The organism is Derxia lacustris (assembly GCF_002105195.1).
In the GTDB taxonomy this organism is placed as follows: Bacteria; Pseudomonadota; Gammaproteobacteria; order Burkholderiales; family Burkholderiaceae_E; genus Derxia; species Derxia lacustris.
The window spans coordinates 394,454-421,172 of the sequence record NZ_MUHU01000002.1; the positions used below are offsets into that span (position 1 = coordinate 394,454).

Below are 26,719 nucleotides of genomic sequence, written 5' to 3' on the forward strand. Positions count from 1 at the left end.
TCAGAAGTCCTTCGCGAGGCGCAGCGCGTCGTAGATCGCGCCGTGGATGTTGTGCTGGCTGATGCAATCGCCGACGCGGAACATCAGGAAGCGGCCATTGCCGAGCGTCTCGCCGAGCGACGGCTGCGGCTCGCTGGCGAACAGCGCGCGCACATCGGTCTGGCCGCGATTCACCGCGCGGTCCTTGAGCGCCCAATAGATGTCGTCGTTGGGCAGCGTGCCGTTCTCGATCACCACCTGATCGACCGCGCGCTCTTCCAGCGCCTCGGTGTATTCGCTCTTGAGCACGGCGATGGTCTTGTCGCCCTCGCGGTACACGCGCTCCAGCCAGTAGTTGGGCGTGGCCACGATGCCGAGCGCATGCATGCGCCGGTAGAACACCGGAAAGGTCGTTCCGCCCACGTCGTCGGCCACCTTCACGTCGGGCGTCACCATCTCCACCAGGCTGCCACGCGAGGCGAGATAGTCGGCCACGCCGAAGCCCGCATGCGTGCTCATCGAGTCGTAGACCAGCGCATTCTTGCCCGGCGCCACCGCGCCCGAGAGGATGTCCCAGCTGCTCACGACCAGCCCTTCGGCCGCGCCCCAGCCGGGCACTTGCGTGAGGTTGGGTCGGCCGCCCGTGGCCAGCACCACGATGTCGGGCTGCTCGGCCAGCACCTCGTCGGCGGTGGCGCGCATGCCCAGGCGGCGATCCACGCCGAGGCGCTTCGTCTCCAGGTCGAACCAGCGCACGATGCCCGCCATCTGCTCGCGCTGCGGCGCCTTGGCGGCGAGCAGGATCTGGCCGCCGACCGCGTCGTTCTTGTCGAACAGCACCACGTCGTGGCCGCGCTCGCGCGCCACGCGGGCAGCTTCGAGACCGGCCGGTCCTGCGCCGACCACGACCACGCGGCGCTTGGGGCCGGTGCTCGGCTTGATCTGGTGCGGCATCGTCGCTTCGCGCGAGGTGGCGGCGTTCTGCACGCAGAGCACGTCGAGGCCGTTGTACTGGCGGTCGATGCAGTAGTTGGCGCCGACGCACTGCTTGATCTGGTCTTCGCGGCCGTCGCGGATCTTGTTGACCATGTGCGGATCGGCGATGTGCGCGCGCGTCATGCCGACCAGATCGACCCAGCCGTTGGCCAGGATGCGCTCGGCCTGATTGGGGTCGCGGATGCTCTGCGCATGCATGAGCGGAATGTCGATCACGCTCTTGATGCCGGCCGCCAGATGCACGAAGGGCTCGGGCGGCAGCGCCATCGGCGGCATGCAATTGACGATGGTGTTGTGCGTGTCGGCGCCCGAGCCGACCACGCTCAGATAGTCGACCAGACCGGTCTCGGCCATCGCCTGCGCAATCTCCTTCAGCGTCTCGTGGTCGAGGCCATCGTCGTGGAATTCATCGCCGCACATGCGCAGGCCCACGACAAAGTCGCGGCCCACCTCGGCGCGCACGGCTTCGAGGATTTCGCGGCCGAAGCGCATGCGGTTCTCAAGCGAGCCGCCCCATTCGTCGGTGCGGAAATTGGTGCGCGGGCTCCAGAACTGGTCGATGAGCTGCTGATGCGCGGCCGACACTTCCATGCCGTCCATGCCGGCGGCTTTCACGCGGCGCGCGGCCAGCACGAAGTCGTCGATGATCCGGCGGATTTCCTCGACCTCGATGGTCTTGGCATTGCCGCGATGCACCGGCTCGCGGATGCCGCTCGGCGTCATCAGATGCGGCCAGTGCTCGCCGTGCCAGGACGAGCGGCGGCCCATGTGGGTGGCCTGGATCATGATGAAGGCGCCGTGGCGGTGCATGGCTTCGGCCAGGCGCGCGAGCGGGTCGATGACCTTGTCGGTACTCAAGTTGACCGACTTCCACCAGCCTTGCGGGCTGTCGATCGACACCGGGCTGGAGCCGCCGCAGATGGCGAGCGCGAGGCCGCCCTTGGCCTTCTCTTCGTAGTAGCGGATGTAGCGGTCGCCGGGCAGGCCGCCGGGTTCGGCATAGACCTCGGCATGGGCGGTGCTGCACACGCGGTTGCGCAGCGTGAGGTGGCCCAGCTTGAAGGGCGAGAAGAGGTTCGGGTAGCGCATCGGGTCGGCTCTCTGTTGCGTTCGGGCGGCAGCGGGGTGGGCTGCTGTCGATGCGGTTGAGGTTGCCGGTGTGGCTGGCTGCGGACCATCGCTAAAACGACAGGGTTGCGGCGGGAAGCGGCTTGTTGCGCCGGGTGGGCTGGCGCGGGGCGGGGGGAGCGCGGTTCGCGGCTGCACGGCGCCGGCCGCGCCTGAACGGCGCGGCTGCCCTTCGCTGCCTTCGGTAGCCCGCGGGCCGGCAATCCAACTCAGCCCGCTGCGCGGGCTTCAAACAGGATTGCCTGAACGGCCTGCGGCCGTTCTCCCGCGTCTACCTCGTTCGCTCGGCGGCGCCGACAGCCGCGAACCGCGCTCCCCCCGCCCCGCGCCTTTTCGTCATGGGGGCGATGGGGCCGCGTTGCGGCCCTTCGGTGGTCGATGCCTCGCCGGAAATCGACGAACCTGTCCGGTCATGCGGAATGCTCAGGCGCTGCGGGCGCAATGGAACCGCACCCACTCGATCTAGTCCGGACAGCCAAGCGACGACAACCGCACAGGGCCGCAAAGCGGCCCCATCAGCCCCAGTAGCAGCACAAGTCGCGCCCCGGGCCGATCCCCGCCGCGCGACGGCGCTTCAATCAAACGCCGCCGCGCACCTCCCGCAGCACCACCTGCGGCGGCTTCCCCACCGCCCGCAGAAACGCCCGCCGCATCCGGTCCTCGTCGCCAAACCCGCTCTCCGCCGCGATCCGCCCGATCGAGTCGTGCCCGGCATCGATCAGCGCGCGCGCCGCCTCCAGCCTCAGCTTCTCCACCGCCTTGGCCGGCGAATAGCCCGTCTCGCTGCGGAACGCCCGGCTGAAATGGCGCGGGCTCCAGTGCACCACCTCGGCCAGCTGCTCCACGCTCAGCGGCTCGCGCAGATTCTCCTTGGCGAAGGCCAGCGCGCTGCGGATGCGGTCCGACGCCGGCTCCAGCTCGGACAGCGCCGAGAACTGCGACTGCCCGCCGCCGCGCCGGTGATAGACCACCAGCTTGCGCGCGATGGCCTTGGCCACCGCCGGCCCCAGATCGGCATCGACCAGCGCCAGCGCCAGATCGATGCAGGCGGTCATGCCGGCCGAGGTCCAGACCGCGCCGTCGGTGATGAAGATGCGGTCGTCTTCCACCTTTACCGCCGGAAAGCGCTGGGCCAGGTCGCGCGCGCGGGCCCAGTGCGTGGTCGCGCGGCAGCCGTCGAGCAGGCCCGCCTCGGCCAGCACGAAGGCGCCGGTGCAGATGCTGGCCACGCGCCGCGCCTTGGCCGCCGCGCGGCGGAGCTGGGTGTAGAGCGCCGGGTCGGCCGGCGCGGCGCCGAGCATGCCGGCGACCAGCAGCGTGTCGTAGGGCGTGCGGCGGAAGCCGCGCGTGAGCAGCGTGATGCCGGCAGAACTGGCCACCGGCCCGCCCTCGGCCGACACCAGCTCGATCTCGTAGACCGGCTCGCCGGCGCTGGCATTGGCCAGCTCGAACGGCCCGAGCGCGGCCAGGTCGAGCGACTGGAAACCGGGGAAGACGACCAGGGCGATGCGGCGCGGCATATGTCCTCTTTTGCGGGAAACGCTGTCGATGCGCCGCACTCTGGCATTGGCGCCCGGCGCCGGTCAAGACGGCAGCCGCTCTGGGGCAGGGCCGGTTCAGCTTGTCCGTAATTGCAGGCTGCATGTCATTTCCGCCATCGCGCATCTGGCCAGAATGAGGGCTCCAACACAGCACGACAACGGAGCCAGTCATGAACCTCAGCAACAGCACCATCCTCATCACCGGCGGCGCGTCGGGCATCGGTCGCGGACTCGCCGAAGCGCTGCATGCGCGCGGCAACAAGGTCATCGTCGCCGGCCGCCGGCGCGCGCTGCTCGATGAGGTGGTCGCGGCCAATCCGGGCATGTCGGCCGTCGAGATCGACATCGCCGATCCGGCCAGCATCAAGGCTGCCGCCGCCCGCGTGGTGGCCGAGCATCCCAAGCTGAATGTGCTCATCAACAACGCCGGGATCATGAAGTTCGACGACGCGGCCGGCGTCATCGACGACGAGGTTGCGCTGGCCCAGATCGCCACCAACCTGCTCGGCCCGATCCGGCTCACGTCGGCGCTGATCGGCCATCTGCGCAGCCAGCCCGACGCCACGATCATCAACAACACCTCGATCCTGGCCTTCGTGCCGCTCGCGGGCACGGCGGTGTACTCGGCCACCAAGGCCGCGCTGCATTCCTACACCGCGTCGCAGCGCTTCCTGCTGCGCGAGGCCGGCGTGCGCGTGGTCGAGATCGCACCGCCCTGGGTCGACACCGATCTGCTGGAAACCCGTGGCGATCCGCGCGCCATGCCGCTCGACGTCTTCATCGCGCAGACGATGGCGGCACTCGACGCCGGCGGCGACGAAGCCATCGTCGACGCGGTGAAGGGCATGCGCGCCAACCCTGGCCCCGGCGAACAGGCGTTCATCGACGGCTTCAACGAGTCGCTGCGCGCCAGCCCGGTCGAAACCGCCTGACCGCGCCGGCGGCTGCCAGCCCCACCCCACCTGAAGAGACGCCACCCATGGACAACATCGAAATCAACGGCAAGCGCCACGCCATCGACGTGGACGACGCCACGCCGGTGCTGTGGGTGCTGCGCGACGTGGTCGGCCTGACCGGCACCAAGTTCGGCTGCGGCATGGGCCTGTGTGGCGCCTGCACCGTGATGGTCGACGGCGTGGCGCAGCGCTCCTGCATCACGCCGGTCGAGGCGGTCGCGGGCAGGCATGTGACGACCATCGAGGCGCTGGGCGACGGCGCGATCGGCCGGGCGCTCCAGCGCGCCTGGCTCGATCTCGAAGTGGTGCAGTGCGGCTACTGCCAGTCGGGCCAGCTGATGCAGGCCGCCTCGCTGCTGGCGACCACGCCGGCGCCGAGCGATGCCGACATCGACAACGCCATGAGCGGCAACATCTGCCGCTGCGGCACCTATCCGCGCATCCGCGCCGGCATTCACGCGGCGGCGCGCGCGCTTGCCGCGAGCCGCGCCGCGCTCGAAGCCACCACCGGAGCAACAGCATGAGCGACACGCAAGCCACCCTCGCCTCGCCCGCGCGCCGGCGCCTGCTGCTGGCCAGTGCCGGTGCCACCGGCGGACTGGTGCTCGGCCTCGGCCTCGGGCCGGCGCCCGCCGCCGACGCGGCCGAACCCGGCTTCGCGCCCAACGCCTTCCTGCGCATCGCGCCCGACGGCACGGTGACCATGACCATGCCCTACATCGAGATGGGCCAGGGCACCTACACCAGCGTGCCGATGCTCATCGCCGAGGAGCTGGAAGTCGAGCTCGCCAGCGTGCGGCTCGAACACGCGCCGGCCGACGACCGCCGGTACGCCAACCCGGCGCTCGGCTTCCAGGTGACCGGCGGCTCCACCACCATCCGCGCCAGCTTCAACCAGCTGCGCGAGGCCGGCGCCAGCGCGCGGACCCTGCTCGTGAATGCCGCCGCGCAGCGCTGGAAGGTGGCGCCCGACAGCTGCCGCGCCGAACGCGGCGCCGTGCTGCATCCGGCCAGCGGTCGGCGCCTCGGCTACGGCCAGCTCGCCAGCGACGCCGCAAAGCTGCCGCTGCCCGACAAGGTCGCGCTCAAGCCGGCGAGCGAATTCAGGCTCATCGGCAAGCCGGCCAAACGGCTCGACACGCCGGCCAAGGTCGACGGCAGCGCGCGCTACGGCATCGATGCGCGCGTGCCGGGCATGCGCATCGCCACGCTGATGCAGGCGCCGGTATTCGGCGGCCGGTTGCGGCAGGTGGACGAAGCGCCGGCACTGGCGGTGCGCGGCGTGCGGCAGGTGGTCAAGCTCGACGATTGCATCGCCGTCGTAGCCGACCACATGGGCGCCGCCCGGCAGGGCCTCGCCGCGCTCAAGCCGGTGTGGGACGACGGTACCAACGCATCGCTGCAACAGGCCGACATCGTCGCCGCGATGGCCGCCGCCTCGGCGCGCGGCGGCGTGAAGATGCGCGACGACGGCAACGTGGACAGCGCGCTCGCCGGCGCCGCCGTCAAGCTCGATGCCGTGTACGAGCTGCCCTTCCTCATCCACGCCGCGATGGAGCCGCTGAACTGCACGGTGCATCTGCGCGCCGATGCCTGCGACGTGTGGGTCGGTACCCAGGTGCTGACGCGCGCCCGCGCCGCCGCAGCCGAGGCCGCCGGCCTGCCGGTCGAGCGGGTGACGGTGCACAACCATCTGCTCGGCGGCGGCTTCGGCCGGCGGCTTGAGGTGGACAGCGTCACGCTGGCGGTGCGCATCGCGCGCCAGGTCGACGGCCCGGTCAAGATCGTGTGGACGCGCGAGGAGGACATCCGCCACGACATGTTCCGGCCCTGTTTCTACGACGTGGTGCGCGGCGGCCTCGACGCGCAAGGCAGGCCGGTGGCCTGGCATCACCGCACCACCGGCTCGTCGGTCATCCGGCGCTGGGCGCCGCCGCTGTTCAAGGACGGCACCGATCCCGAGACCGTGGACGGCGCGCTGCAACCGCCCTATGCCTTCGCCAACCTGCGCGTCGAGTACCAGAACCATGAACCGGCGGTGCCGACCGCGTTCTGGCGCGGCGTCGGGCCGACGCACAACCTGTTCGTGGTCGAGAGCTTCGTCGATGAACTCGCGGCGGCGGCCGGCGCCGATCCGGTCGCGTTCCGGCTCGCCGCCGCGACCGACCCGCGCGCCATCGCGGTGCTGCGCACGGTGGCCGAGCGCTCGGGCTGGGGCCAGCCGCTCGGCCCGCGCCAGGGCCGGGGCGTGTCGCTCGGCTTCGCCTTCGGCAGCTGGATCGCGATGGTGAGCGAGGTGGAAGTGGCGGCCGACGGCACGGTGCGCGTGCGCCGCGTGACCACCGCCTTCGACCCCGGCGTGGTGGTCAACCCCGACACCGTCGCCGCGCAACTCGAAGGCGGCGCCATCTTCGGCATCTCGGCGGCGCTCTACGGCCAGGCCACGGTGCGCAACGGCCGCATCGAGCAATCCAACTTCCACGACGCGCCGGTGCTGCGCATGAACGAGACGCCGCAGTTCTCGACCCATCTGGTCCCGAGCGGCGCGGCACCGGGCGGCGTGGGCGAACCGGGCACGGCGGCACTGGCGCCCTCGCTGACGAACGCGGTGTTTGCTGCCACCGGCAAGCGCCTGCGCAAGTTGCCGGTGGACAGGACGCTGCTGGCGGCTTGAGCGCAAGCGGCAAGCGGCAAGCGGCAAGCGCAGCCTGACGGCTCGAACGCAAGCCGAAAGAGCAGCAAGGGCCGCAACGCGGCCCCATCGCCCCCCAGTAGCCGAACAAGTCGCGCGGCGGGGATTGGCCCGGGGCGCGGCTGTCGGTGCCGCCGAGCGCAGGAGGTAGACGCGGGCAAACGGCGCAGCCGTTTAGGCGTTCCTGTTTGAAGCCCGCATAGCGGGCTGAGTTGGAACGCCGGCCCGCGGGCTACCGAACGGAGCGAAGGGCAGCCGCCGCGTCCAGCGGCGGCCGGCACCGTCAGCCGCGTACCGGGCCGATCCCCGCCGCGCGACGACCGCCACCATCAAGCGACAGGCCGCACCACGTAGACGCACTCGGTGAACCCCTCCGAAGCACATTGCACCTCGCGCGACTCGGTCTTGTACGCAAACCCCAGGTTCTGCCCGACCCAATCCATCGCCCCGGCAAACCAGCCCTCGAACATGTAGCAGAGCTTGCCCGCCACCTCCGGCTGCTGAAGCACGAACACCGAATGCCGCAGCACGATGCGCGCCTCGCCGGTCTCGACATTCGCGCTCTCGAAGGCGAACAGCCCCCAGCCGCGCTGCGACAGCCGCTTGAGGTAGTGCTCGAACACTGCAAGCCCTTGCAGGCCATGCGTCGCCGCCTCCTTCTCGCACCAGTAGTAGGCGCTGCGATAGCCGGCCGGATAGAGGATTTCGCTGTACTTGTCGCGTCCGAGCGCGCCTTCCACCGCCGCGTGGTTGTTCACGAAAAAGTGCCGCGGCACATAGATCATCGGCAGGCCGTCGGTGGTCCACACGCCGGTGTCGTCGTTTACCTCGATGGGCAGTTGCGGTTGCATGTTCAGGCTCCCCACACTTCACTGAAGATTCGCAGCCAGTTCTGGCCAATGACTTTCTCGATGCGCGTCGCGCTCCAGCCGGCGCGTTCCATCGCGGCGGTCAGGTTCGGCATCTCGCCGATGGTCTGGATGCCTTCCGGGTTCTTGATGGTCCCGAAGTCGGTCAGGCGGCGGTAGCGGCCCTTGTCATGCGTGAGCCACTGGAAGAAGTCGCGGCCGTAGCCCTGAGTGAAATCGGTGCCGATGCCCACGCAGTCGTCGCCGACCAGGTTGATGACGTAGTCGATGGCCTCGACGTAATCCTCGACCGTCGCCTCGATGCCGCGCTTGAGGAAGGGCGGGAACATCGTCACGCCGATGAAGCCACCGCGATCGGCGATGAACTTCAGCTGCTCGTCGCTCTTGTTGCGCGGATGGGCCTTGAGGCCGCTCGGCAGGCAGTGCGAATAGCAGACCGGCTTGGTCGATGCCTCGATGGCCTCGGTGGAGGTGTTGCCGCCCACATGCGACAGGTCGACCATGATCCCGACGCGATTCATCTCCGCGATGGCTTCGCGGCCAAAGTCGCTCAGGCCGCCGTCGCGCTCATAGCAGCCGGTACCGATCAGGTTCTGCGTGTTGTAGCAGAGCTGGATCACGCGCACGCCCAGGTCGGCGAAGGTCTCGATGTAGCTGAGGTTGTCCTCGATGGCATGCGCGTTCTGGAAGCCCAGGATGATCCCGGTCTTGCCTTCAGCCTTGGCCTTGGTGATGTCGGCGGTGGTGCGCACCAGGCTCAGCAGATCGGCGTTGTCGCGGATCTTGCGCTTCATGTCGGCGATGTTTTCCACCGTCTTCACGAAGTTTTCCCAGACCGAGACGGTGCAGTTGGCGGCGGTCAGGCCGCCCTTCTTCATGTCCTCGAACACCGCGCGTTCGAAGTTGGCAATGATCAGCCCGTCGATGACGATGCTGTCGGTATGCAGGCTCATGCGGCTTCTCTCGTCGATCAGTAGATGGGGAACCGGTCGCACAGCGCCTTGACTTCGGCGCGCACGGCGGCTTCGGTCTCGGCGTCGCCTTCGGGCTTGGCGGCGAGCGAATCGAAGACCTTGAGAATCAGTTCGCCGACCTTGCGGAACTCGGCCTCGCCGAAGCCGCGCGTGGTGCAGGCCGGCGTGCCCAGGCGAATGCCCGAGGTGACCATCGGCTTTTCCGGATCGAAGGGAATGCCGTTCTTGTTGCAGGTGATGCCGGCCCGGCCGAGCGCCGCATCGACCTGGTTGCCCTTGAGGCCCTTGGGCCGCAGATCGACCAGCAGCAGGTGGTTGTCGGTGCCGCCCGTCACCAGGTCCACGCCGCCGGCGGTCAGCACTTCGCCGAGCACGCGGGCATTGGTCAGCACCTGATCGATGTAGCTCTTGAACTCGGGCCGCAGCGCCTCGCCGAAGGCCACGGCCTTGGCCGCGATCACATGCATCAGCGGGCCGCCCTGGGCGCCCGGGAACACGGCCGAGTTGATCTTCTTGGCCAGCGCCTCGTCGTTGGTGAGGATGGCGCCGCCGCGCGGACCGCGCAGCGTCTTGTGCGTGGTGGTGGTCACGATGTGCGCATGGTCGAGCGGGTTCTGATGCCGGCCGGCCGCGACGATGCCGGCGAAGTGGGCCATGTCGACCATCAGCAGCGCGCCCACGTCGTCGGCGATCTTGCGGAAGGCGGCGAAGTCGATGGCGCGCGGATAGGCCGAGTAGCCGGCGATCAGCACGCTCGGCTTGTGCTCGTGCGCGAGGCGCTCGACCTGCTCCAGATCGAGCCGCTGGTCTTCGCGGCGCACGCCGTACTGCACGGCGTTGAACCACTTGCCCGACAGCGCCGGCTTGGCGCCATGCGTGAGGTGGCCGCCCGCGTCGAGCGACATGCCGAGGATGGTGTCGCCCGGCTTGGCGATGGCCAGCATCACTGCCGTGTTGGCCGAGGCGCCCGAGTGCGGCTGCACATTGGCGTAGCCGGCATTGAACAGCTGCTTGATGCGGTCGATGGCCAGCGCCTCGACTTCGTCGACGCATTCGCAACCGCCGTAATAGCGCTTGCCCGGATAACCCTCGGCGTACTTGTTGGTCAGCACCGAGCCCTGGGCTTCGAGCACGGCGCGCGAGACGATGTTCTCGCTCGCGATCAACTCGATGCCGTCGCGCTGGCGGTTCATTTCGGCGTCGAGGCCGTCACGGATGGCCGGGTCGCTGGCGGCGACGCTGGCATGGAAGAAGGCGTGCAGATGGCTGCTCATGTCGGAGCTCCGGCGGTGAATCGGTTGGATAAGGTTCGCGGCGAATGCGGCTTCAGCACTCGACCACGGTGATCGCGAGACCGCCGAGCGCGGTCTCCTTGTACTTGGACTGGAGATCGATGCCGGTCTGGCGCATGGTCTCGATGCAGGCGTCGAGCGACACCAGATGCGAGCCGTCGCCTTGCAGCGCCAGTCGCGCCGCGTTGATGGCCTTGATCGCGCCCATGCTGTTGCGCTCGATGCAAGGCACCTGCACCAGCCCGCCGATGGGGTCGCAGGTCATGCCGAGGTGATGCTCCATCGCGATCTCGGCGGCGTTTTCCACCTGCTCGTTCGTGCCGCCGAGCACCGCAGCCAGGCCGGCGGCGGCCATCGAGCTGCTCACGCCGATCTCGCCCTGGCAGCCCATTTCGGCGGCCGAGATCGAGGCGTTCTTCTTGTAGAGCATGCCGATGCCGGCGGCCGTGAGCAGAAAGCGGATGACGGCGGCATCGTCGGCGCCGCGCTGGCTGCGCCGGTAGTAGGCGAGCACGGCCGGAATGACGCCGGCCGAGCCGTTGGTGGGCGCGGTCACCACGCGGCCGCCGCAGGCGTTTTCCTCGTTCACGGCAATCGCGAAGGCGCTCACCGTGTCCATCTGCGAGAAGTCGTCGCCGGTGGCGACGGCGCGGCGGTACAGCGCCGGTGCGCGCCGCTTGACGTTGAGGCCGCCGGGCAGGATGCCTTCGGTGACCAGGCCGCGTTCGATGGCGCAATGCATCACGCGCCAGATTTCCATCAGCCGCGCGTCGAGCGTGGCGGCATCGGTGCGCGCCAGTTCGTTGGCGCGCACGATGCTGGCGATGGACAGGCCGGTGCGCTTGCCGATGGCGATCAGCTCGGCGCCGCTCGCAAACGGATAAGGCAGCCTGGGCTCGGCAGCCACGGGCGCGGCCACCGGGCGCGGTGCCGGCGTCGGCTTGGGCGCGATGCGCTCGGGGCTGGCGAGGCGGTCGTCGATGTCGCCGGCCAGCGCCAGTTCCTGCTCGGCCACGGTCACGCGGCATTCGCGCGCCACCGCCGTGCGGCTGCGCACCGAGGGCAGGCCGCAATCGGCCGCGTCGCCGCAGCGGGTTTCGTCGCCGCCGCATTTCTCGCACTTGCCGAGCGCGGCCAGACTTTCGGCTTCGCGCCGGTCGATCTCGGCCTTGCTCAGCACCGCGCCGCCGCCGATGGAGAAATAGCTGTTGCGGTGACAGGCGTTGTGCTCGCGGTCGAAGGCCTCCAGCACCATGCCGTTCGGATGCTCGGGCAGCGACTCCTTCTTGTGGAACAGCAGATCGGTATCGGGATCGAAGTCGATCTCATGCCAGCCGCCGAGCCGCAGCCGGGCGGTGGCGCGGATCGCCGCCACCTGGTCCGCGACGCCCGCCGGATCGACCTTGTCGGGCACTTCGCCGAGCAGGCCGATCAGCACCGCATTGTCGGTGCCGTGGCCCACGCCGGTCAGCGCCAGCGAGCCGTAAAGATGCACGCGCACTGAACCTACGCCGCGATGCAGGCCGGCGCTTTCCAGCTCGGCCAGAAAGCGGCTGACGGCCAGCATCGGCCCGACCGTGTGCGAGCTGCTCGGCCCGATGCCGATGCGGAAGACGTCAAAGACGCTGATGTTCACGCAGCCACCTTCTCGCGTGCGGCGGCCGGTGCGGGTTCGAGCGTGCAGACGCCAAAGCCATAGGGCACGGCGGCGCGTTCGAGGTACTTCCACACGTACTCGGCAAAGCTGCGGCGGAACAGCAGCACATAGCCGGCGCCATCGCGGCGCACATAGGCCGACGACTTGCCGAAGGTCGAGCCGACCACGCGGCCGGCCTCCAGATGCGCGTAGTCGTACACGCTCACATGGGCCAGCACGGTGGCGGCCTGGGCGCCGCGCAGCACGGCCTGGGTGTAGCCGCCCGAGTTGTCGGCGACCTGATGATGGATGCCGGCAAGCGCGGCTTCGAGCGCGGCGACGAGGCCGGCCACGGCGGAATGGGCGCAGAGCAGCATCCATTCATCGGGGCCGAGCCAGAGCGCCTCTGCCTTGGGCAGCTTGGCGAGCGTGCACGGCACACCGGGCAGCGCGCCGCCGAGCACGCCGGCCACGGCCTGCGCAAAGGCCGCATCGGCCAGATTGCCGCGCAGGCTCACGAAGCCGCCGACCGGCAGTTCGTTGGCCCAGACGCCGCTGCGCTCGTCCTGCTTGCGCGCGCGCTTTGCCAGTTCCAGATGCGCGAGCGGCGAGCGCGCGACGGGCGTGAAGACCTTAGACATGGTGACGGGCTCCTTCCGGATCGACGAAGACGGGCGAGACGAGTTTCACGGCGGTGGAAGCGCCACCGTCCCAGGCGTAGAGGGTTTCGCCCTTGCGCTCGATGCCGCCCTTGACCACGGCCATCGCGATCGAGCGGCCGAGCGTCGGGCTGAAATAGCTGCTGGTCACATGGCCCAGCATGGGCACCGGCTTGCCGCCGACGCCGGGCGCCTGGGCCGGCGCGGCGATGATCTGCGCGCCCTCGGCCAGCACTTCGTTGGGGTTGTCGGTGAGCAGGCCGACCAGCTGCTTGCGGTCGGCGCGCGAAGTGTCGGCGCGCGCCATCGAGCGCTTGCCGATGAAGCTGAACGACTTCTTCATGCTCACGGCCCAGGCCATGTCGAGGTCGAAGGGCGTGACCGAACCGTCGGTGTCCTGCCCCACGATGATGAAACCCTTCTCGGCGCGCAGCACATGCATGGACTCGGTGCCGTAGGGCGTGATGCCGAACTCGGCGCCGGCTTCCATCACCGCTTCCCAGACGTGTTCGCCGTAGTTCGCATCGACGTTGATTTCATAGGCCAGTTCGCCCGAGAAGCTGATGCGGTACACCCGCGCCGGCACGCCGGCCACGGTGCCCGGACGCCAGTCCATGAACTTGAACGCGTCCTTGCCGAAGTCGATGTCGCCGCAAAGCTTTTGCAGCACGGCGCGCGCCTTGGGGCCGACCACCGAGGTGGTGGACCAGTGATCGGTGACGGAGGTGAGATAGACCTTCAGCTCCGGCCATTCGGTCTGGTGCCACTTCTCAAGCCAGTTGAGCACCTTGGCGGCGCCGCCGGTGGTGGTGGTCATCAGAAAGTGATCGTCGGCCAGGCAGGCGGTCACGCCGTCGTCCATGACCATGCCGTTCTCGTCCAGCATCAGGCCGTAGCGGCACTTGCCGATGGCCAGTTGCGTCCAGGCGTTGGCGTACACGCGGTTGAGGAATTCGCGCGCATCGGGGCCGCGCACATCGATCTTGCCGAGCGTGGACGCATCCATCACCGCCACGCCGGTACGCGCCGCGATGCATTCGCGCGCGACCGCCGCATGCATGTCTTCATTGCCCTTGGGGAAGAACCACGGACGCTGCCACTGCCCCACCACTTCAAACTTTGCGCCGCGCCGGATGTGCGACTGATGCGCCGAGGCGAAGCGCTCGGGATCGAAGGTTTCCTTGGCATGCGCGCCGGCCATCGTGCCGAAGGTGACCGGCGTGTAGGCCGGGCGGTAGGTGGTCGTGCCCACTTCCGCCATCGACACGCCGAGCGCCTCGGCCAGGATGCCGAAGCCGTTGACGTTGCTGAGCTTGCCCTGATCGGTGCCGAAGCCCAGACCCGTGTAGCGCTTCACATGCTCGACCGACTTGTAGTTCTCGCGCACCGAAAGATGGATATCGGATGCAGCTACATCGTTCTGGAAGTCGACGAAAGCCTTGGCGCCGTGGCCTTCCGGCTTGCCGTCGGGCACGCGGAAGATCTTGCGCGGCGCGCCGATGCCCGGCTCGTCGGTGCTCAGGCCCACGCCGCTGGCGGTGGCGCTGCTGAACAGGCCGCGCATCAGCTTCTCGGTCTGCTTGAGCGCATCGCGCAGCAGGAAGGCGCCGGTGATCGAGCCCACGCAGCTGATGCCGGCGCGCCCTTGCTCGGGCACGACAAAGGCTTGCGCCGCCGCATCCCAGACCGGGCGCGCGCCGTTGTGGCAGAACAGATGCACCGTCGGCGACAGGCCGCCCGAGCTCAGCACCAGATCGCCGCTCCAGTCGGGGCCGCTGCCCACGATGGCATTGCGGCTCGCATCCAGCCGGCCAAGCTTTGCGCCCTGCACCGCCTTGCCGCCCTTCACCGCCACGATGCCGTGGCCGCGCAGCACTTCCACGCCGGCCCGGGTGGCCGCCGTCAGCCAGTGCGAGCCCGGCGCATCGCGCAGGTCTGCCAGCGTGACGGCCACCCCAGCCTGGGCGAGATTGATCGCGCCGCGGTAGGCATGGTCGTTGTTGGTCATGACCAGCGCCTTGTGGCCGGCCGCGACCGCATAGCGGTTGAGGTAGGTGGTGGCCGCAGCCGAGGTCATCACGCCCGGACGGTCGTTGTCGGCGAACACCAGCGGCCGCTCGATGGCGCCGCTCGCCAGCACGACCTGCTCGGCACGGATGCGATGCAGCCGTTCGCGCGGCAGCTCGGCACTGCGCGCGATCAGCGGCAGATGGTCCTGGCGCAGCTCGATGGCCTGCACCATGTTCATGTCGTGCAGCGCATAGGCGGTGGTGCGCGGCAGCAGGGTCACATTGCTCAGGCCACGCAGCTCGGCGAGCACGCGGTCGAGCCAGAGCGCGGCGGCCTTGCCGTCCACTTCCACATCGGGCATCGACAGCAGCCAGCCGCCCAGTTCGTTCTGCTCGTCGACCAGCATCACGCGCTTGCCGGCGCGGCCGGCCATCAGCGCCGCCAGCAGGCCGCAGGCGCCGCCGCCCACCACCAGCACATCGACGTGGTGATGCAGATGGTCGTAGCGGTCGGGATCGGCCTCGGTCGGCACGCTGCCGTAGCCGGCGGCCTGGCGGATCACCTTTTCATAGGTGGGCCAGAGCGACATCGGCCACTTGAAGGTCTTGTAGTAGAAGCCGGCCGGCATGAACTTGCTGAACTTGCCGCCGATCGACTTGAGATCGAAGCCAAGCGTTGGCCGGCCGCTGGTGCGCCCCGCCACCAGCCCGTCGTAGAGCTCGACCTGCGTGGCCTTGAGATTGGGCACGGCGCGCGCGCCGGTCTCGATCTGCATAAGCGCATTCGGCTCCTCGGGGCCGGCGCCATAGATGCCGCGCGGCCGGCCGTACTTGAAGCTGCGCGCGAGCATGCCCACGCCGTTGGCGAGCAGGGCCGAAGCCAGCGTGTCGCCGGCATGGCCGAACATGCGCTCGCCGTCAAAGGTGAATCCGATTTCCTTCTTCCAGTCGATGCGCGCGCTGGAATGGCGCTTGACGCGGTAGCCGCTCATGCCGTCGCTCCCTGTTCAGCCAGATACGCCTTCTTGCCTTCTTCCAGCGTGAAGGTGGCGCCCAGTTCGAGCGTGGCGGTATTGCGCCGCGCCACGAAGAACTTGCGGCAGCCGGTCGTGTGCTGCCACATCTCCCAGTGCCAGCCCTTGGGGTTCTTGCGACAGAAAAGGTAGTCGCCCCAGTCCTCGTCGCTCGTGGCTTCGGGGTTGGCCGGCCGCGCGATGAAGGCTTCGCCGGCAGGGGCGAACTCCTCTTCCTCGCGCGCTTCCCGGCAATGCGGGCAGGTCAGCACATACATCGATGACTCCTGAAAATTCGGTGGGTGGACGAAGGCGCGCGCGTCAGTGCGCGACGGCGGCGGCGCCGTGTTCGTCGATGAGATGGCCGGTGTGGAAGCGGTCGAGCGCGAAGGCCGCGTTGAGCGGATGCGGTTCGTCGTGGGCGATGGTGTGGGCGAAGACATTGCCCGAGCCCGGCGTGGCCTTGAAGCCGCCGGTGCCCCAGCCGCAGTTGAAGTACAGGCCCTTGACCGGCGTCTTGCTGATGATCGGGCAGGCGTCGGGCGTGACGTCGACGATGCCGCCCCACTGGCGGTTCATGCGGGCGCGCGAGAACACCGGGAACATCTCGCAGATTGCAGCGGCGGTGTGCTCGATGATGTGCGGCGAGCCGCGCTGGCCGTAGCCCACATAGCCGTCGATGCCGGCGCCGATCACCAGCTCGCCCTTGTCGGACTGGCTGGCATAGCCGTGCACCGCGTTGGACATGACCACGGTGTCGAGCACCGGCTTGTACGACTCCGAGACAAACGCTTGCAGCGGATGGCTTTCGAGCGGCATGCGGATGCCGGCGAGCTTGGCCAGCACCGAGCTGTGACCGGCCGCCACCACGCCCACCTTGTCGGCGCGCAGCAGACCCTTGCTGGTCTGCACGCCGCGCACGCGGCCGCCCTCGATGTCGAAGCCGAGCACTTCGCAGTTCTGGATGATGTCGACGCCGAGCGCGCTGGCGGCACGCGCGAAGCCCCAGGCCACCGCGTCGTGCCGGGCCACGCCGCCGCGCGGCTGGAAGCTCGCGCCCATCACCGGATAGCGGGCGCGCGAGGAGCAGTCGAGCGCCGGAATGCGTTCGGCCAGCGTCTTGCGGTCGACCACTTCCACGTCCACGCCCTGCAGCAGATTGGCGTTGGCGCGGCGTTCGATGTCGCGCATGTCCTGCAGCGTGTGGCCGATGTTGTAGACGCCGCGCTGGCTGAACATGACGTTGAAGTTGAGGTCCTCGGTGAGGCCCTCCCACAGCTTGAGGCCGTGTTCATACAGCAGCGCCGCTTCGTCCCACAGGTAGTTGGAGCGGACGATGGTGGTGTTGCGGCAGGCATTGCCGCTGCCGATGTGGTTGCGCTCCACGACGGCGATGTTGCGCACGCCGTGTTCCTTCGCGAGGTAGTACGCGGTGGCGAGGCCGTGGCCGCCGGCGCCGACGATGATGACGTCGTAGGACGCCTTGGGCTTGGGGCTGCGCCACGCGGGCGTCCAGCCTTCGTGATGCTTGAGCCCTTGCTTGAACAGGCTCCAGAAGGAGTAGCGGTTTGTCATCGGTGTCCCTGGCTGGCGAGGTGGTGCTCGGAGTGGGGACGATTGTTGGGCTGACGGGTTTGCGCGGCTTGCTTGCAAGGGACGCGGGCTTTGCTGAATCCGACAACGGGCGTCGGATTGAGCGATGTCGGAATCAGGCAAGTGTCGGCGGCGGGGGTGGCATGGCAGGAGCCGCGTTGGAGACGGTGCGGCTGTGGTACCGGCAGCGGCAGCGCGCGGGCCGGCCCCCAGCGGCGCTTCACTGGCTGCGCCCCGCCGCGTCGCGGCGGGGTTCCCTCGCGCCTACGGGCGGCGCGGGCCGGCGATCCAACTCGGTCGGCTGCGCCGACCTCAGACAGGATCGCCTGAGCCGCTGCGCGGCTCACCCGCGCCGTCCTCGGGCTCGGCTGGCCAGAGGCGCGCCGCCGGGGGCCGGCCCGCGCGCTGCCTGGTGAAGTTGCGACGGCCGTTGGCGCGTGACGCAATCGCCCCGCCGGATGCAACGGCGCGGAAACCAGCGATCGGTGCTTGCCCAGCCAGCCGGCACCCGCCGGCGCCGCTCAGCAACCCAGCTCGCTCAACCTCGGATGATCGTCGGGGCGACGCCCCAACGGCCACCGGAACTTCCGCTCCCCCTCCGCGATCGGCAGATCGTTGATGCACGCGAACCGCCGCTCCATCAGCCCGAACCCGTTGAACTCCCAGTTCTCGTTGCCATAACTGCGGAACCAGTTGCCCGAGTCGTCATGCCATTCGTAGGCGAAGCGCACGGCGAGGCGGTTGTCGGTGAAGGCCCAGAGTTCCTTGATGAGCCGGTAGTCCAGCTCCTTCGCCCACTTGCGCGCGAGGAAGGCCTTGACCTCCTCGCGGCCGTTGACGAATTCGGCGCGGTTGCGCCAGCGCGTGTCGGGCGTGTAGACGAGGCTCACGCGCTCGGGGTCGCGGCTGTTCCAGGCGTCCTCGGCCATGCGCACCTTCTGGCGCGCCGTGTCGAGGGTGAAGGGCGGCAGGGGCGGACGGGATTCCATGGCTTGGCCTTTCCTGGCAGTGACGGCGCGCTCGCGCATCGGTGGTAGACAGCTTTGTCTACCTTCAGGCTGGCACAGGTGGAACGAGCTGTCTACACTCGCGTTCCATGACCTCACGCCCAGCCGCCAACCGCCGCGCCGCGCCGCCCGCGCCCGCCGACGCCCCGCCCTCCCCGCGCGAGCGCATCCTCGCCGCCGCGCACGACCTGTTCTACCGCGACGGCATCCGCGCGACCGGCATCGACGCGGTCATCGCCGCCGCCGGCGTCACCAAGGTGACGTTCTATCGCCAGTTCCCGAGCAAGAACGATCTGGTGCGCGCCTTCCTCGACCATCGCCACGACGTGTGGATGGCCTGGTTCGTCGATGCGCTCGGCCGCCACGGCGCGCGCGAGGGCGGCGGCACGGCGCCGCTGCTCGGCGCGCTGGAGGAATGGTTCTCGGCCGACGCCTATCGCGGCTGCGCCTTCCTCAACACCGTGGTGGAACTGGGCAGCGACCTGCCCGAGGTGCGCGCAATCGCGCGGCGGCACAAGGCCGACATGACGGAGGTCATCGCCGGGCTGCTGCCTGCCGGCGATGCAAGCGCTCTCACCGCCACGCCCAGCAGTGGCGTCGGCAACGGAGCGACCGGCGCAGCCGAAGCCATCGCCACCGCCGTCGACGGCGCGATCCTGCGCGCCCAGATGGACGGCGCGCCCGGCCCCGCGCTCGCCGCCCTCGGCCGGCTGCTTGCGGCACTCGACCTTTCCTGATCGGCTCCACCTGTCCTCGTCGGAGAAAGCTGATAGAAGGCAACCCCGGCCGTGCGGCGGGCGCCGCAGCGTCCGCGCATCGCGCCGGCCGCCACCGCCAACAACGACAGGGACACCCGCATGACGCTCGCCAGACTCGCCCTCATCCTCGCCGCCGCGCTCGCGGCCGGCTGCACCCAGGTGGACACCGGCAACATCGGCATCTCGCGCACCTTCGGCAAGGTCGATCCCGACCCGCTGCCGCCGGGCGTCTACCTCTCGGTCATCCGTCGGGTGGACGAGTTCACGGCCAAGGAAGTCAGCTTCTCGCTCATGGACATGACGCCCAAGAGCCGCGACAACCTGACGATGAAGGACGTGGACATCGACATCTACTTCAAGGTGTCGCCGGCCGCGATCCCGGCGCTGTACGTGAAGTACCAGGGCGACGTGGTGCGCCATGCCGACATCGTGCAGGGCGGCAGCCGCGACCTCGTGATCGCCTACAGCCGGGTGTCGCGCGAGGCGCGCGAGGCCGTGTACAAGTCCATCGCCCAGCTCGATGCGACCACGATGCACACCAAGCGCGTCGAGCTGTCGGAGATGATCCGTGTCGCGCTCCAGACCGAACTCGACGCGACCGACAAGGGCGCCTTCACGGTCACTGCCGTCAACGTGCGCAACCTGCTGACCGATCCGGCCATCGAAGCGGCGATCCGCCAGCGCGCCGAGACCGACCAGGCCATCGAGCGCAAGCGCAAGGAAGTGGAGCTGGCCAAGGCCGAGGCCGAGCGGCTGATCGTCGAGGCCGAGGGCCAGGCGCGCGCCAACCGCATCATCGCGGAGAGCATGACGCCCGCGCTGCGCGACATCCGCATCGCCGAGATCCAGCGCGAGGCGGCGGTGGCGCTGGCGTCCAAGCCGGGCAACACGGTGGTGGTGGGCAGCGGCGCGGCGACGCCGATCGTCAATCTGGGCGGAGCCCGCTGAAGACGCGCCGGGTCGCGCGCGGCGCGGCCCGACGACGCGCGCGGCCCGCACGCGCCGGCCGCCAGCGGCGCGACGGGCGCGCCGCATCGCTCACAATCGCGCGGTTCCGGGCGTCGCAGGCGACGCCCCAACCTTTCCGCAGGACCGCGCATGACTTCTCCCGACCCCAGGACCATCCTCATCACCGGCGCGTCGCGCGGCATCGGCCGCGCCGTGGCCGAGGGCTTTCTCGTCGACGGCTGGCGCGTGGTGCTCGCCGCGCGCGACCAGGCCGCGCTCGATGCCTTCGCCGCCGAGGCCGCAGCGCGCGGCCAGCTCGCGCTGCCGGTGGCCTGCGACGTGGCCGACGAAGCCTCGGTCGATGCGCTGTTCGAGCGCGTCAGGGCCGAGTGCGGCCGGCTCGACGTGCTGTTCAACAACGCGGGCGTGAGCGCGTTTGCCAGCACGCCCGACGAGCTGAGCGTGGCCGACTGGAAACGCGTGGTGGACATCAACCTCACCGGCAGCTTCCTGTGCACGCGCGCGGCCTTCGCGCTCATGAAGGCGCAGTCGCCCCAGGGCGGCCGCATCATCAACAACGGCTCGATCTCGGCGCATGCGCCGCGCCCGCGCAGCGTGGCCTACACCGCGACCAAGCACGCGATCACGGGCCTGACCAAGAGCACCTCGCTCGACGGCCGCCCATTCAGCATCTGCGCCGGCCAGATCGACATCGGCAACGCCGCGACCGAGATGGCGCAGGCGATGGCGCGCGGCATCGTGCAGGCCAACGGGCAGGTGATGGTCGAGCCGCTGCTGGACGTGAAGCATGTGGTGGATGCGGTGCGCTACATGGCGGGGCTGCCGCTCGGGGCGAACGTGCAGAACATGACGGTGCTGGCGTCATCGATGCCGTTTGTCGGGCGCGGCTGAGGTGCGTTTGCTTTGAGGCTGCGGTCCGGCGGCTTTGCTTCGCGTGGCGCGGCGGGGTGGTGATGACGGGCTCCAAGGCGGCGGTCGGCCCGACGGGCCGACTTCCCCCGAGATTGCGCGGCGGCCGGGCCCGGGGCGGAAACTCGCCGCTGCGCGGCTCAGACAGCCGCCCCTGAGCGCTGCGCGCTCACCCGGCCACCACGCAATCCCGGGGCGCCGCCAAGTCGCCCGCCATCACTACCCCGCCACGCCCCGCCGATCCGGAACGGTTCGACGAGGCTCGGGCGAGCGTCGGGCACAGGACTCGAAGCTCGAAGCTCGAAGCTCGAAGCTCGAAGCTCGAAGCTCGAAGCTCGAAGCTCGAAGCTCGAAGCTCGAAGCTTGCAAAGGATTGCACCGCCAGCGCCGCGAAGCTAGGCCATCGATCCACACCAACTGCCCACAACGACGCCCCAAGCCCGAAGCCTGCCCCTCCCCAACGTGCCGGCCTGCCGGCACGCATCGGCCCGTGACGGCGCCCGGGTGGCGCGGGGCGAGGGTGGCGGGCGACTCGGGAGCGCCTCGGCGGCGGCGCGTGGCCGGGTGAGCGCGCAGCGCTCAGGGGCGGCTGTCTGAGCCGCGCAGCGGCGAGTTTCCGCCCCGGGCCCGGCCACGCGCCGCCGCCGAGGGAAGTCGGCCCCTCGGGCCGACCGCTCCCGTCGAGCCCGCCACCCTCGCCCCGCGCCACCCCGGCGCAAAGCCCCTTCACCCGAAGTACGCGGCCTTGACCTCGGGATCCTCCTTCAGCTCCGCCGTCGAGCCGCGCGCCACCACCCGCCCCTGCGCGAGCACATAGCCCCGATGCGCAACCGCCAGCGTCTGGTGCACGTTCTGCTCGACCAGCAGCACGGTGATGCCCATTTCGTTGATGCGCTTCACCACCGCGAAGGTCTCGGCCACGAACAGCGGCGACAGCCCGAGCGACGGCTCGTCGATGAGCAGCAGCTTTGGCGCCGCCATCAGCCCGCGGCCGATCGACAGCATCGCCTGCTCGCCGCCCGACATCGTCCCGCCCAGCTGGGCGCGGCGCTCGGCCAGGCGCGGGAAGATCGCGAACACCTCGTCCATGCGGCGCGCGACCTCGGCGCGGTCGGCGATGCCGAAGGCGCCGATGCGCAGGTTCTCCAGCACGGTCATCCTGCCGAACACCTTGCGCCCCTCGGGGATGCAGGCGATGCCGGCGCGGTTGACCAGATGCGTCGCCAGCCCGGTGATGTCGCGCCCGCCGAAGCTCACCTTGCCCGCGCGCGGCGGCGTGAGCGACAGGATGGCGCGGATCAGCGTCGACTTGCCGGCACCGTTGGCGCCGAGGATGCAGGTGATCTCGCCCGGCTCGACCTCGATCGACACGTCGGTGAGCACGTCGGCCTTGCCGTAGGCGGCGTACAGGCCCGACACCACCAGCCGCGAAGATTCATCGGCGCTGCGGGTTTGCGCGACGGGCACGGCGCTCATGCAGCCTCCCGCGCGGCGATGTCGGCGCCCAGATAGGCGCGCTGCACCTCCGCGTCGGCGGCCACCTCGCGGTAGCTGCCCTCGCAGAGCTTGCGGCCGTAGTTGAGCACCACGCAGCGGTCGGTGATGCGCTCGATCATGCCCATCTCGTGCTCGATGATGACGATGCTCAGGCCCGGCATGCGCTCGCGCACCGCGAGGATGTCGTCCATCAGCTGGCGGCATTCCTCATGCGTCATGCCGGCCGAAGGCTCGTCGAGCAGCAGCAGGCGCGGCCGGCTGACCAGCGCGCGGCAGACCTCGATGCGGCGCCGGTCGATCATGCTGACCGCGCCGGCCGGTTCGTCGAGCCGGCGGCCGAGCGTGGGGCTGAAGCTGCTGGCCAGCTCCTGCGCCAGCGCGCGCGCCTCGGCCATCTGCCGCGCCAGCCCGCGCCGGTTGAACAGGTTGAAGCCGAGGCCGTGATTAAGCGCGCGGTGATGGCCGACCATGATGTTGTCGAACACGCTCAAGCCCAGGCTCAGCCGCGAGCGCTGGAAGGTGCGCGTGATGCCGGCGCGGCACACCGCCTGCGGCGACAGCCCGAGCACCTCGCGGCCCTCGAAATCGATGCTGCCGGCGCTGGCGCGGTAGACGCCCGTGACCACGTTGAAGAAGGTGGTCTTGCCCGAGCCGTTGGGCCCGAGCAAGCCCAGCACCTCGCCGTGGCGGATGTCGAAGCCGAGCCCGTCGAGCGCGACCAGCCCGCCGAACTTCATCGTGAGGTCCTTGCACACCAGGATGGCGCCGCTCATGACCGGCCTCCGAACACGCGCACCCGGCGCGGAAACAGCCCCTGCGGGCGGAACAGCAGGATGGCGATGACCGCCGCCGCATAGAGCAGAAAGCGGTATTCCTGAATGGCCTGCAACTTCTCGGGCAGCAGGATGACCACCAGCGTCGCCGGCAGAATCCCCCACAGATTGCCGAGGCCGCCGAGCACCAGGATCGACAGCATCACCAGCGAGTCGCCGAAGTTGAAATTGTTGGGCGCCACGAATCCGGTCATCAGCGCGAACAGCGCCCCGGCCACGCCGGCAAACGCATTGCCGATGAGGAAGGCGGTGATCTTCCAGCGCGCGATGTCGATGCCGAAGCAGGCGGCGGCGATCTCGTCGCTGCGCACCGCGTCCAGGTTCAGGCCGATCCACGACCGCTCGATGCGCCAGGTGAGCACCAGCGCGCCGAGCGCGATGGCAAACGCCACCGCCGCATAGCCGGCATAGAACGACACGGTCTGGCCGAACAGCTCGATGTCGTCGTTGAAATCGTGGCCGAACATCGACAGCCCCGGCAGCTTCATGCCCTGCGAGCCGCCGAAGGTTTCGTTCACCTCCATGAAGCTGCGGAACAGCACCGCGAAGGCCACCGTGACCAGCGAGGCGTAATGCCCGCGCGTGCGCAGCACCGGAAACAGCAGCACCGCGCCCACCAGCGCCGACGCGCCTCCGGCCAGCGCCAGCACCGCCAGATGCGGCAGCGTGGGCTGGGCATTGGTCAGCCAGGCCGCCGCATAACTGCCCACGCCAAAGAAGGCCATGGCCGAGAAATTGACCACGCCGGCATAGCCGATCTGGATGTTGAGCCCGAGGCAGACCGTGGCGTACAGCAGCAGCGAACACAGGATGAGCAGCGCGAAATGCTCCTCGCGCAGCACGCCCACCAGCGCCACGAAGCCGAGCGTGCCGGCCAGCGCCAGCGTGCCCGGTGCCGCCGCGCACGACGCGCCAAAGCGCTGCGCCACGCCGGCATGCGCCGCGCCCCAGCCGAGCAGCCCGGCGCCGGCCAGCAGGCCGAGCAGCAGCCACTGGTTGTCGTTGCCGAGCAGCAGGCCGAGCAGCGCGGTCAGCGCCGCGACGCCGGCAAACACCAGCCAGCGCGCCGGCCGGCGTGCGCCGGACTGGCTTGCGGCGAGCGCCGGATCGGCCGCCATGTCAGACGCGCTCATAAGCCCGCTCCCCGATGAGGCCGGTCGGCTTCAGGCCGATCAGCAGGATGACGCCGGCAAACGCGACCACGTCCTTGTATTCGCTCGCCAGCGGCAACGCCACGACCGCCAGCATCTGCAAGGCCGCGAACAGAAAGCCGCCGAGGATCGCGCCGTAAAGATTGCCCAGCCCGCCCACCACCGCCGCGCTGAAGCCGATGACGCCCAGCATCAGCCCGGTGCCGAAGTTGACCTCGCTGTAGTACAGCCCGTCGATGAGGCCGGCGAGCGCCGCCAGCCCCGAGCCGAGCGCGAAGGTGAACAGCACCACGCGCGTGAAGTCGATGCCCATCACGCGCGCGGTCTCGCCGTCCTGCGCGACCGCGCGGATCGCCAGCCCCAGCCGGGTGCGCGTGATGAGCAGATGCACCGCGCAGATGGTGCCGAGCCCGGTCGCCAGCAAAATCAGACTGTCGAAGCGCAGCGTGAAGCTGCCCAGCTCGATGCCGCCCGCCGGCAGCAGATGCGGAAACGACTGCGGATTGGAGCCGCCCGGATAGAACAGCCGGATCGACTCGCGGATGACCGTGCCGACCATCAGCGTGACCAGCAGCACGATGAAGGACGGCGCCTCGCGCAGCGGCAGGATGAAGGCGCGCGCGATCAGCGCACCCAGCGCCGCCATGCTGCCCACGCCCACCAGCAGCGCCGCCGCCAGTTGCAGCCACGGCGATTGCACGCCGGCCGCCTGCAAGCCCAGCGCCGTCGCCAGCGCCGCGAACACGCCGAGCGTGAGCACGTCGCCGTGCGAGAACTTGATGACGTCGAGCACGCCGAAGAACAGCGTGAAGCCCACGGCCACCATCGCGTAGATGGTGCCCAGCATCACGCCGTTCCACAGCTGCTGACCGATGAAGCCGGCATCCATGGCGCAGCGCCTCAGCGGCCCGCGAGGTGGCGCTTGCCGCTCGCGTACTCGCTGTCTTCCCAGGCCAGCCACTTGCCGTCCTGCACCACGTACTTGGTGGTGGTCGGGTTGATGTTCTGGCCGTAGTCGTCGAAGGTGATCTTGCCGACCACCGAGTCGTAGTCCTTCACCTTGCCGAGCGCATCGATGAGCGCCGGGCGCTTGGGGCCGGACTTCTCGATGCTGTCCATCACCAGCGCGGTGGCGGCGAAGGCATAAGGGCCGTAGGCCTCGGGCGCCTCGCCGAATTTCTGCGCCGCATAGGCGTCGAGGAAGGCCTTGCCGCCCGGCAGCTTCTCGATCGGCGGCATGTCGTACATCGCCACCGTGCCCTCGGCCGCCGCCGCGCCCAGGCCGGCGATGAAGGCGTCGCCGACGATGCCCGAGGTGCCCTGGAACACCGCCTTGATGCCGAACTTTTCCATCTGCTTGGCGAGGCGCACGCCGAGCGGCGTGAGGCCGCCGAAGTAGACGACCTCGGGCTTCAGCTCCTTGATCCGGGCCAGCTCGGCCGAGAAGTCCTGCTGGTCGGCGCCGACGCCAAAGCTCGCCAGCATCTCGCCCTTGTTGTCGGCCAGGTACTGGCTGAAGTACTTGAACATCGACTTGCCGTAGTCGGTGGTGTCGTAGACCGCGACCCATTTGCCGAACTTCATCGGCCCGGTCAGCCATTGCGCGGCGACCTTGTTCTGGTTGATGAGCGTGGCGCTCACGCGATGCATCTCGCGCGTCTTCTGGCCGTAGATGATTTCCGGCAGCACGGCGGCCCAGACCACGGTCGGCACCTTGAAGCGCTTGTAGACATCGACCGTGGCGATGGCGACCGACGAGCAGTAGTGCGGAATCACCGCCGCGATGCTGCTGTCGGTGGCGGCCTTGGTGGCGACCTGCACGCCCACGTTGGGCTTGCATTCGTCGTCGAGCGCGACGAGCTCGAAGTCGTACTTCGACTTGGGATCGGCGTTGTGCAGTCGCACGGCGGTCTCGGCCGAATTGCGGCCGCCCAGGCCATGCGCCGAGTTGGCGCCGGTGAGCGGGCCGATGAAGGCGATCTTCACCACATCCTTGGCCGACGCGGCCGGCGACAGGGCCAGCGCGAGCGCTGCGGTGAGGGCGGACAGGGTCAGGCGCGAGAGGCGAGGGGTCATGGGCGTGGATTCCGTTTCTGTCTGGCTGGGCAGTGCCGCAGGAAGCGTGCAAGCCCATTTAGCCAAGCAGTTCCCGCCGCGCCGGACACCGGACGGACATCGGCTTGCCCATGACGGCCGCCTTTCATCTGGCGCGATGGCTTGGACCTTGCATCCAACGCCGGCCTGTCCCCAGCCGGCTT

General features: G+C 69.3%; 22 protein-coding genes. 6 read left to right on the forward strand and 16 right to left on the reverse strand.

Translation table 11 applies throughout. The features are described from left to right. The gene (locus B9P64_RS03540; protein ID WP_085314833.1) at positions 1 to 2,064 is read right to left on the reverse strand and encodes an NADH:flavin oxidoreductase; all 2,064 of its coding nucleotides are present in this window, start codon (positions 2,062 to 2,064) and stop codon (positions 1 to 3) included. A gap of 617 nt (positions 2,065 to 2,681) precedes the next feature. Then, a complete protein-coding gene (locus B9P64_RS03545; protein WP_085314834.1) occupies positions 2,682 to 3,623 on the reverse strand; it encodes a GlxA family transcriptional regulator in 942 nt (313 codons plus the stop codon). A 191-nt stretch (positions 3,624 to 3,814) separates the two neighbouring features. On the opposite strand from B9P64_RS03545, the gene B9P64_RS03550 reads away from it, so the two are divergent. The 3 genes from B9P64_RS03550 to B9P64_RS03560 are packed head-to-tail and all read left to right on the forward strand — an operon-like array spanning position 3,815 to position 7,274. After that, positions 3,815 to 4,576, forward strand: a complete 762-nt coding sequence (locus tag B9P64_RS03550; RefSeq protein ID WP_085314835.1) for an SDR family oxidoreductase — start codon at positions 3,815 to 3,817, stop codon at positions 4,574 to 4,576. Between the two features lie 47 nt (positions 4,577 to 4,623). Further along, complete coding sequence (locus tag B9P64_RS03555) at positions 4,624 to 5,124, forward strand: (2Fe-2S)-binding protein (RefSeq protein ID WP_085314836.1); 501 nt, start codon at positions 4,624 to 4,626, stop codon at positions 5,122 to 5,124. Next, a complete protein-coding gene (locus B9P64_RS03560; RefSeq protein WP_085314837.1) occupies positions 5,121 to 7,274 on the forward strand; it encodes a xanthine dehydrogenase family protein molybdopterin-binding subunit in 2,154 nt (717 codons plus the stop codon). The genes B9P64_RS03555 and B9P64_RS03560 overlap by 4 nt, the downstream gene beginning before the upstream one ends. 347 nt (positions 7,275 to 7,621) lie before the next feature. Here B9P64_RS03560 and B9P64_RS03565 read toward each other — a convergent pair whose 3' ends face one another. The 9 genes from B9P64_RS03565 to B9P64_RS03605 all read right to left on the reverse strand — a co-directional run bounded on the left by B9P64_RS03565 (position 7,622) and on the right by B9P64_RS03605 (position 18,326). Next, entirely contained in the window at positions 7,622 to 8,143 is a 522-nt protein-coding gene (locus B9P64_RS03565) for a DUF5943 domain-containing protein (RefSeq protein ID WP_085314838.1), read from the reverse strand. Positions 8,144 to 8,145: 2 nt separating this feature from the next. Then, the gene (locus tag B9P64_RS03570; RefSeq protein ID WP_085314839.1) at positions 8,146 to 9,114 is read right to left on the reverse strand and encodes a dipeptidase; all 969 of its coding nucleotides are present in this window, start codon (positions 9,112 to 9,114) and stop codon (positions 8,146 to 8,148) included. 17 nt (positions 9,115 to 9,131) lie between these two features. Further along, on the reverse strand, positions 9,132 to 10,409 hold the full coding sequence (locus tag B9P64_RS03575) for a serine hydroxymethyltransferase (RefSeq protein ID WP_085314840.1): 1,278 nt from the start codon (positions 10,407 to 10,409) through the stop codon (positions 9,132 to 9,134). Positions 10,410 to 10,461: 52 nt separating this feature from the next. Beyond that, positions 10,462 to 12,063 (reverse strand): L-serine ammonia-lyase, encoded by a 1,602-nt coding sequence (locus B9P64_RS03580; protein ID WP_085314841.1) that lies wholly within the window; start codon positions 12,061 to 12,063, stop codon positions 10,462 to 10,464. Further along, positions 12,060 to 12,704, reverse strand: a complete 645-nt coding sequence (locus B9P64_RS03585) for a sarcosine oxidase subunit gamma (RefSeq protein ID WP_085314842.1) — start codon at positions 12,702 to 12,704, stop codon at positions 12,060 to 12,062. Before B9P64_RS03585 ends, B9P64_RS03580 begins: the two co-directional genes overlap by 4 nt. Further along, complete coding sequence (locus tag B9P64_RS03590) at positions 12,697 to 15,723, reverse strand: sarcosine oxidase subunit alpha family protein (RefSeq protein WP_085314843.1); 3,027 nt, start codon at positions 15,721 to 15,723, stop codon at positions 12,697 to 12,699. Before B9P64_RS03590 ends, B9P64_RS03585 begins: the two co-directional genes overlap by 8 nt. Continuing rightward, positions 15,720 to 16,022, reverse strand: coding sequence for a sarcosine oxidase subunit delta (locus B9P64_RS03595; RefSeq protein WP_085314844.1), 303 nt, complete (start codon positions 16,020 to 16,022; stop codon positions 15,720 to 15,722). The genes B9P64_RS03590 and B9P64_RS03595 overlap by 4 nt, the downstream gene beginning before the upstream one ends. 43 nt (positions 16,023 to 16,065) lie before the next feature. Next, positions 16,066 to 17,319, reverse strand: coding sequence for a sarcosine oxidase subunit beta family protein (locus tag B9P64_RS03600; RefSeq protein ID WP_085314845.1), 1,254 nt, complete (start codon positions 17,317 to 17,319; stop codon positions 16,066 to 16,068). Between the two features lie 539 nt (positions 17,320 to 17,858). Beyond that, the gene (locus tag B9P64_RS03605) at positions 17,859 to 18,326 is read right to left on the reverse strand and encodes a nuclear transport factor 2 family protein (RefSeq protein ID WP_028310564.1); all 468 of its coding nucleotides are present in this window, start codon (positions 18,324 to 18,326) and stop codon (positions 17,859 to 17,861) included. Between the two features lie 107 nt (positions 18,327 to 18,433). Between B9P64_RS03605 and B9P64_RS03610 the strand changes: the two genes are divergently transcribed. The 3 genes from B9P64_RS03610 to B9P64_RS03620 all read left to right on the forward strand — a co-directional run bounded on the left by B9P64_RS03610 (position 18,434) and on the right by B9P64_RS03620 (position 20,962). Next, a complete protein-coding gene (locus B9P64_RS03610; RefSeq protein WP_084544762.1) occupies positions 18,434 to 19,081 on the forward strand; it encodes a TetR/AcrR family transcriptional regulator in 648 nt (215 codons plus the stop codon). A gap of 120 nt (positions 19,082 to 19,201) precedes the next feature. Further along, positions 19,202 to 20,050 (forward strand): SPFH domain-containing protein, encoded by an 849-nt coding sequence (locus B9P64_RS03615; RefSeq protein WP_139826124.1) that lies wholly within the window; start codon positions 19,202 to 19,204, stop codon positions 20,048 to 20,050. A gap of 150 nt (positions 20,051 to 20,200) precedes the next feature. Next, positions 20,201 to 20,962: an SDR family oxidoreductase gene (locus B9P64_RS03620; RefSeq protein ID WP_028310567.1), complete on the forward strand. Its 762-nt coding sequence runs from the start codon at positions 20,201 to 20,203 to the stop codon at positions 20,960 to 20,962. A gap of 744 nt (positions 20,963 to 21,706) precedes the next feature. Here B9P64_RS03620 and B9P64_RS03630 read toward each other — a convergent pair. From B9P64_RS03630 to B9P64_RS03650, 5 genes are read right to left on the reverse strand one after another with little or no spacing between them, the layout of a single operon-like run. Beyond that, positions 21,707 to 22,456: an ABC transporter ATP-binding protein gene (locus B9P64_RS03630; RefSeq protein WP_085314846.1), complete on the reverse strand. Its 750-nt coding sequence runs from the start codon at positions 22,454 to 22,456 to the stop codon at positions 21,707 to 21,709. After that, a complete protein-coding gene (locus B9P64_RS03635; RefSeq protein WP_085314847.1) occupies positions 22,453 to 23,250 on the reverse strand; it encodes an ABC transporter ATP-binding protein in 798 nt (265 codons plus the stop codon). The genes B9P64_RS03630 and B9P64_RS03635 overlap by 4 nt, the downstream gene beginning before the upstream one ends. After that, the gene (locus tag B9P64_RS03640) at positions 23,247 to 24,443 is read right to left on the reverse strand and encodes a branched-chain amino acid ABC transporter permease (RefSeq protein ID WP_085314848.1); all 1,197 of its coding nucleotides are present in this window, start codon (positions 24,441 to 24,443) and stop codon (positions 23,247 to 23,249) included. The genes B9P64_RS03635 and B9P64_RS03640 overlap by 4 nt, the downstream gene beginning before the upstream one ends. Then, positions 24,430 to 25,350: a branched-chain amino acid ABC transporter permease gene (locus B9P64_RS03645; RefSeq protein ID WP_085314849.1), complete on the reverse strand. Its 921-nt coding sequence runs from the start codon at positions 25,348 to 25,350 to the stop codon at positions 24,430 to 24,432. Before B9P64_RS03645 ends, B9P64_RS03640 begins: the two co-directional genes overlap by 14 nt. 11 nt (positions 25,351 to 25,361) lie before the next feature. Next, positions 25,362 to 26,537 (reverse strand): branched-chain amino acid ABC transporter substrate-binding protein, encoded by a 1,176-nt coding sequence (locus B9P64_RS03650; protein ID WP_085314850.1) that lies wholly within the window; start codon positions 26,535 to 26,537, stop codon positions 25,362 to 25,364. Positions 26,538 to 26,719 lie beyond the last annotated feature (182 nt).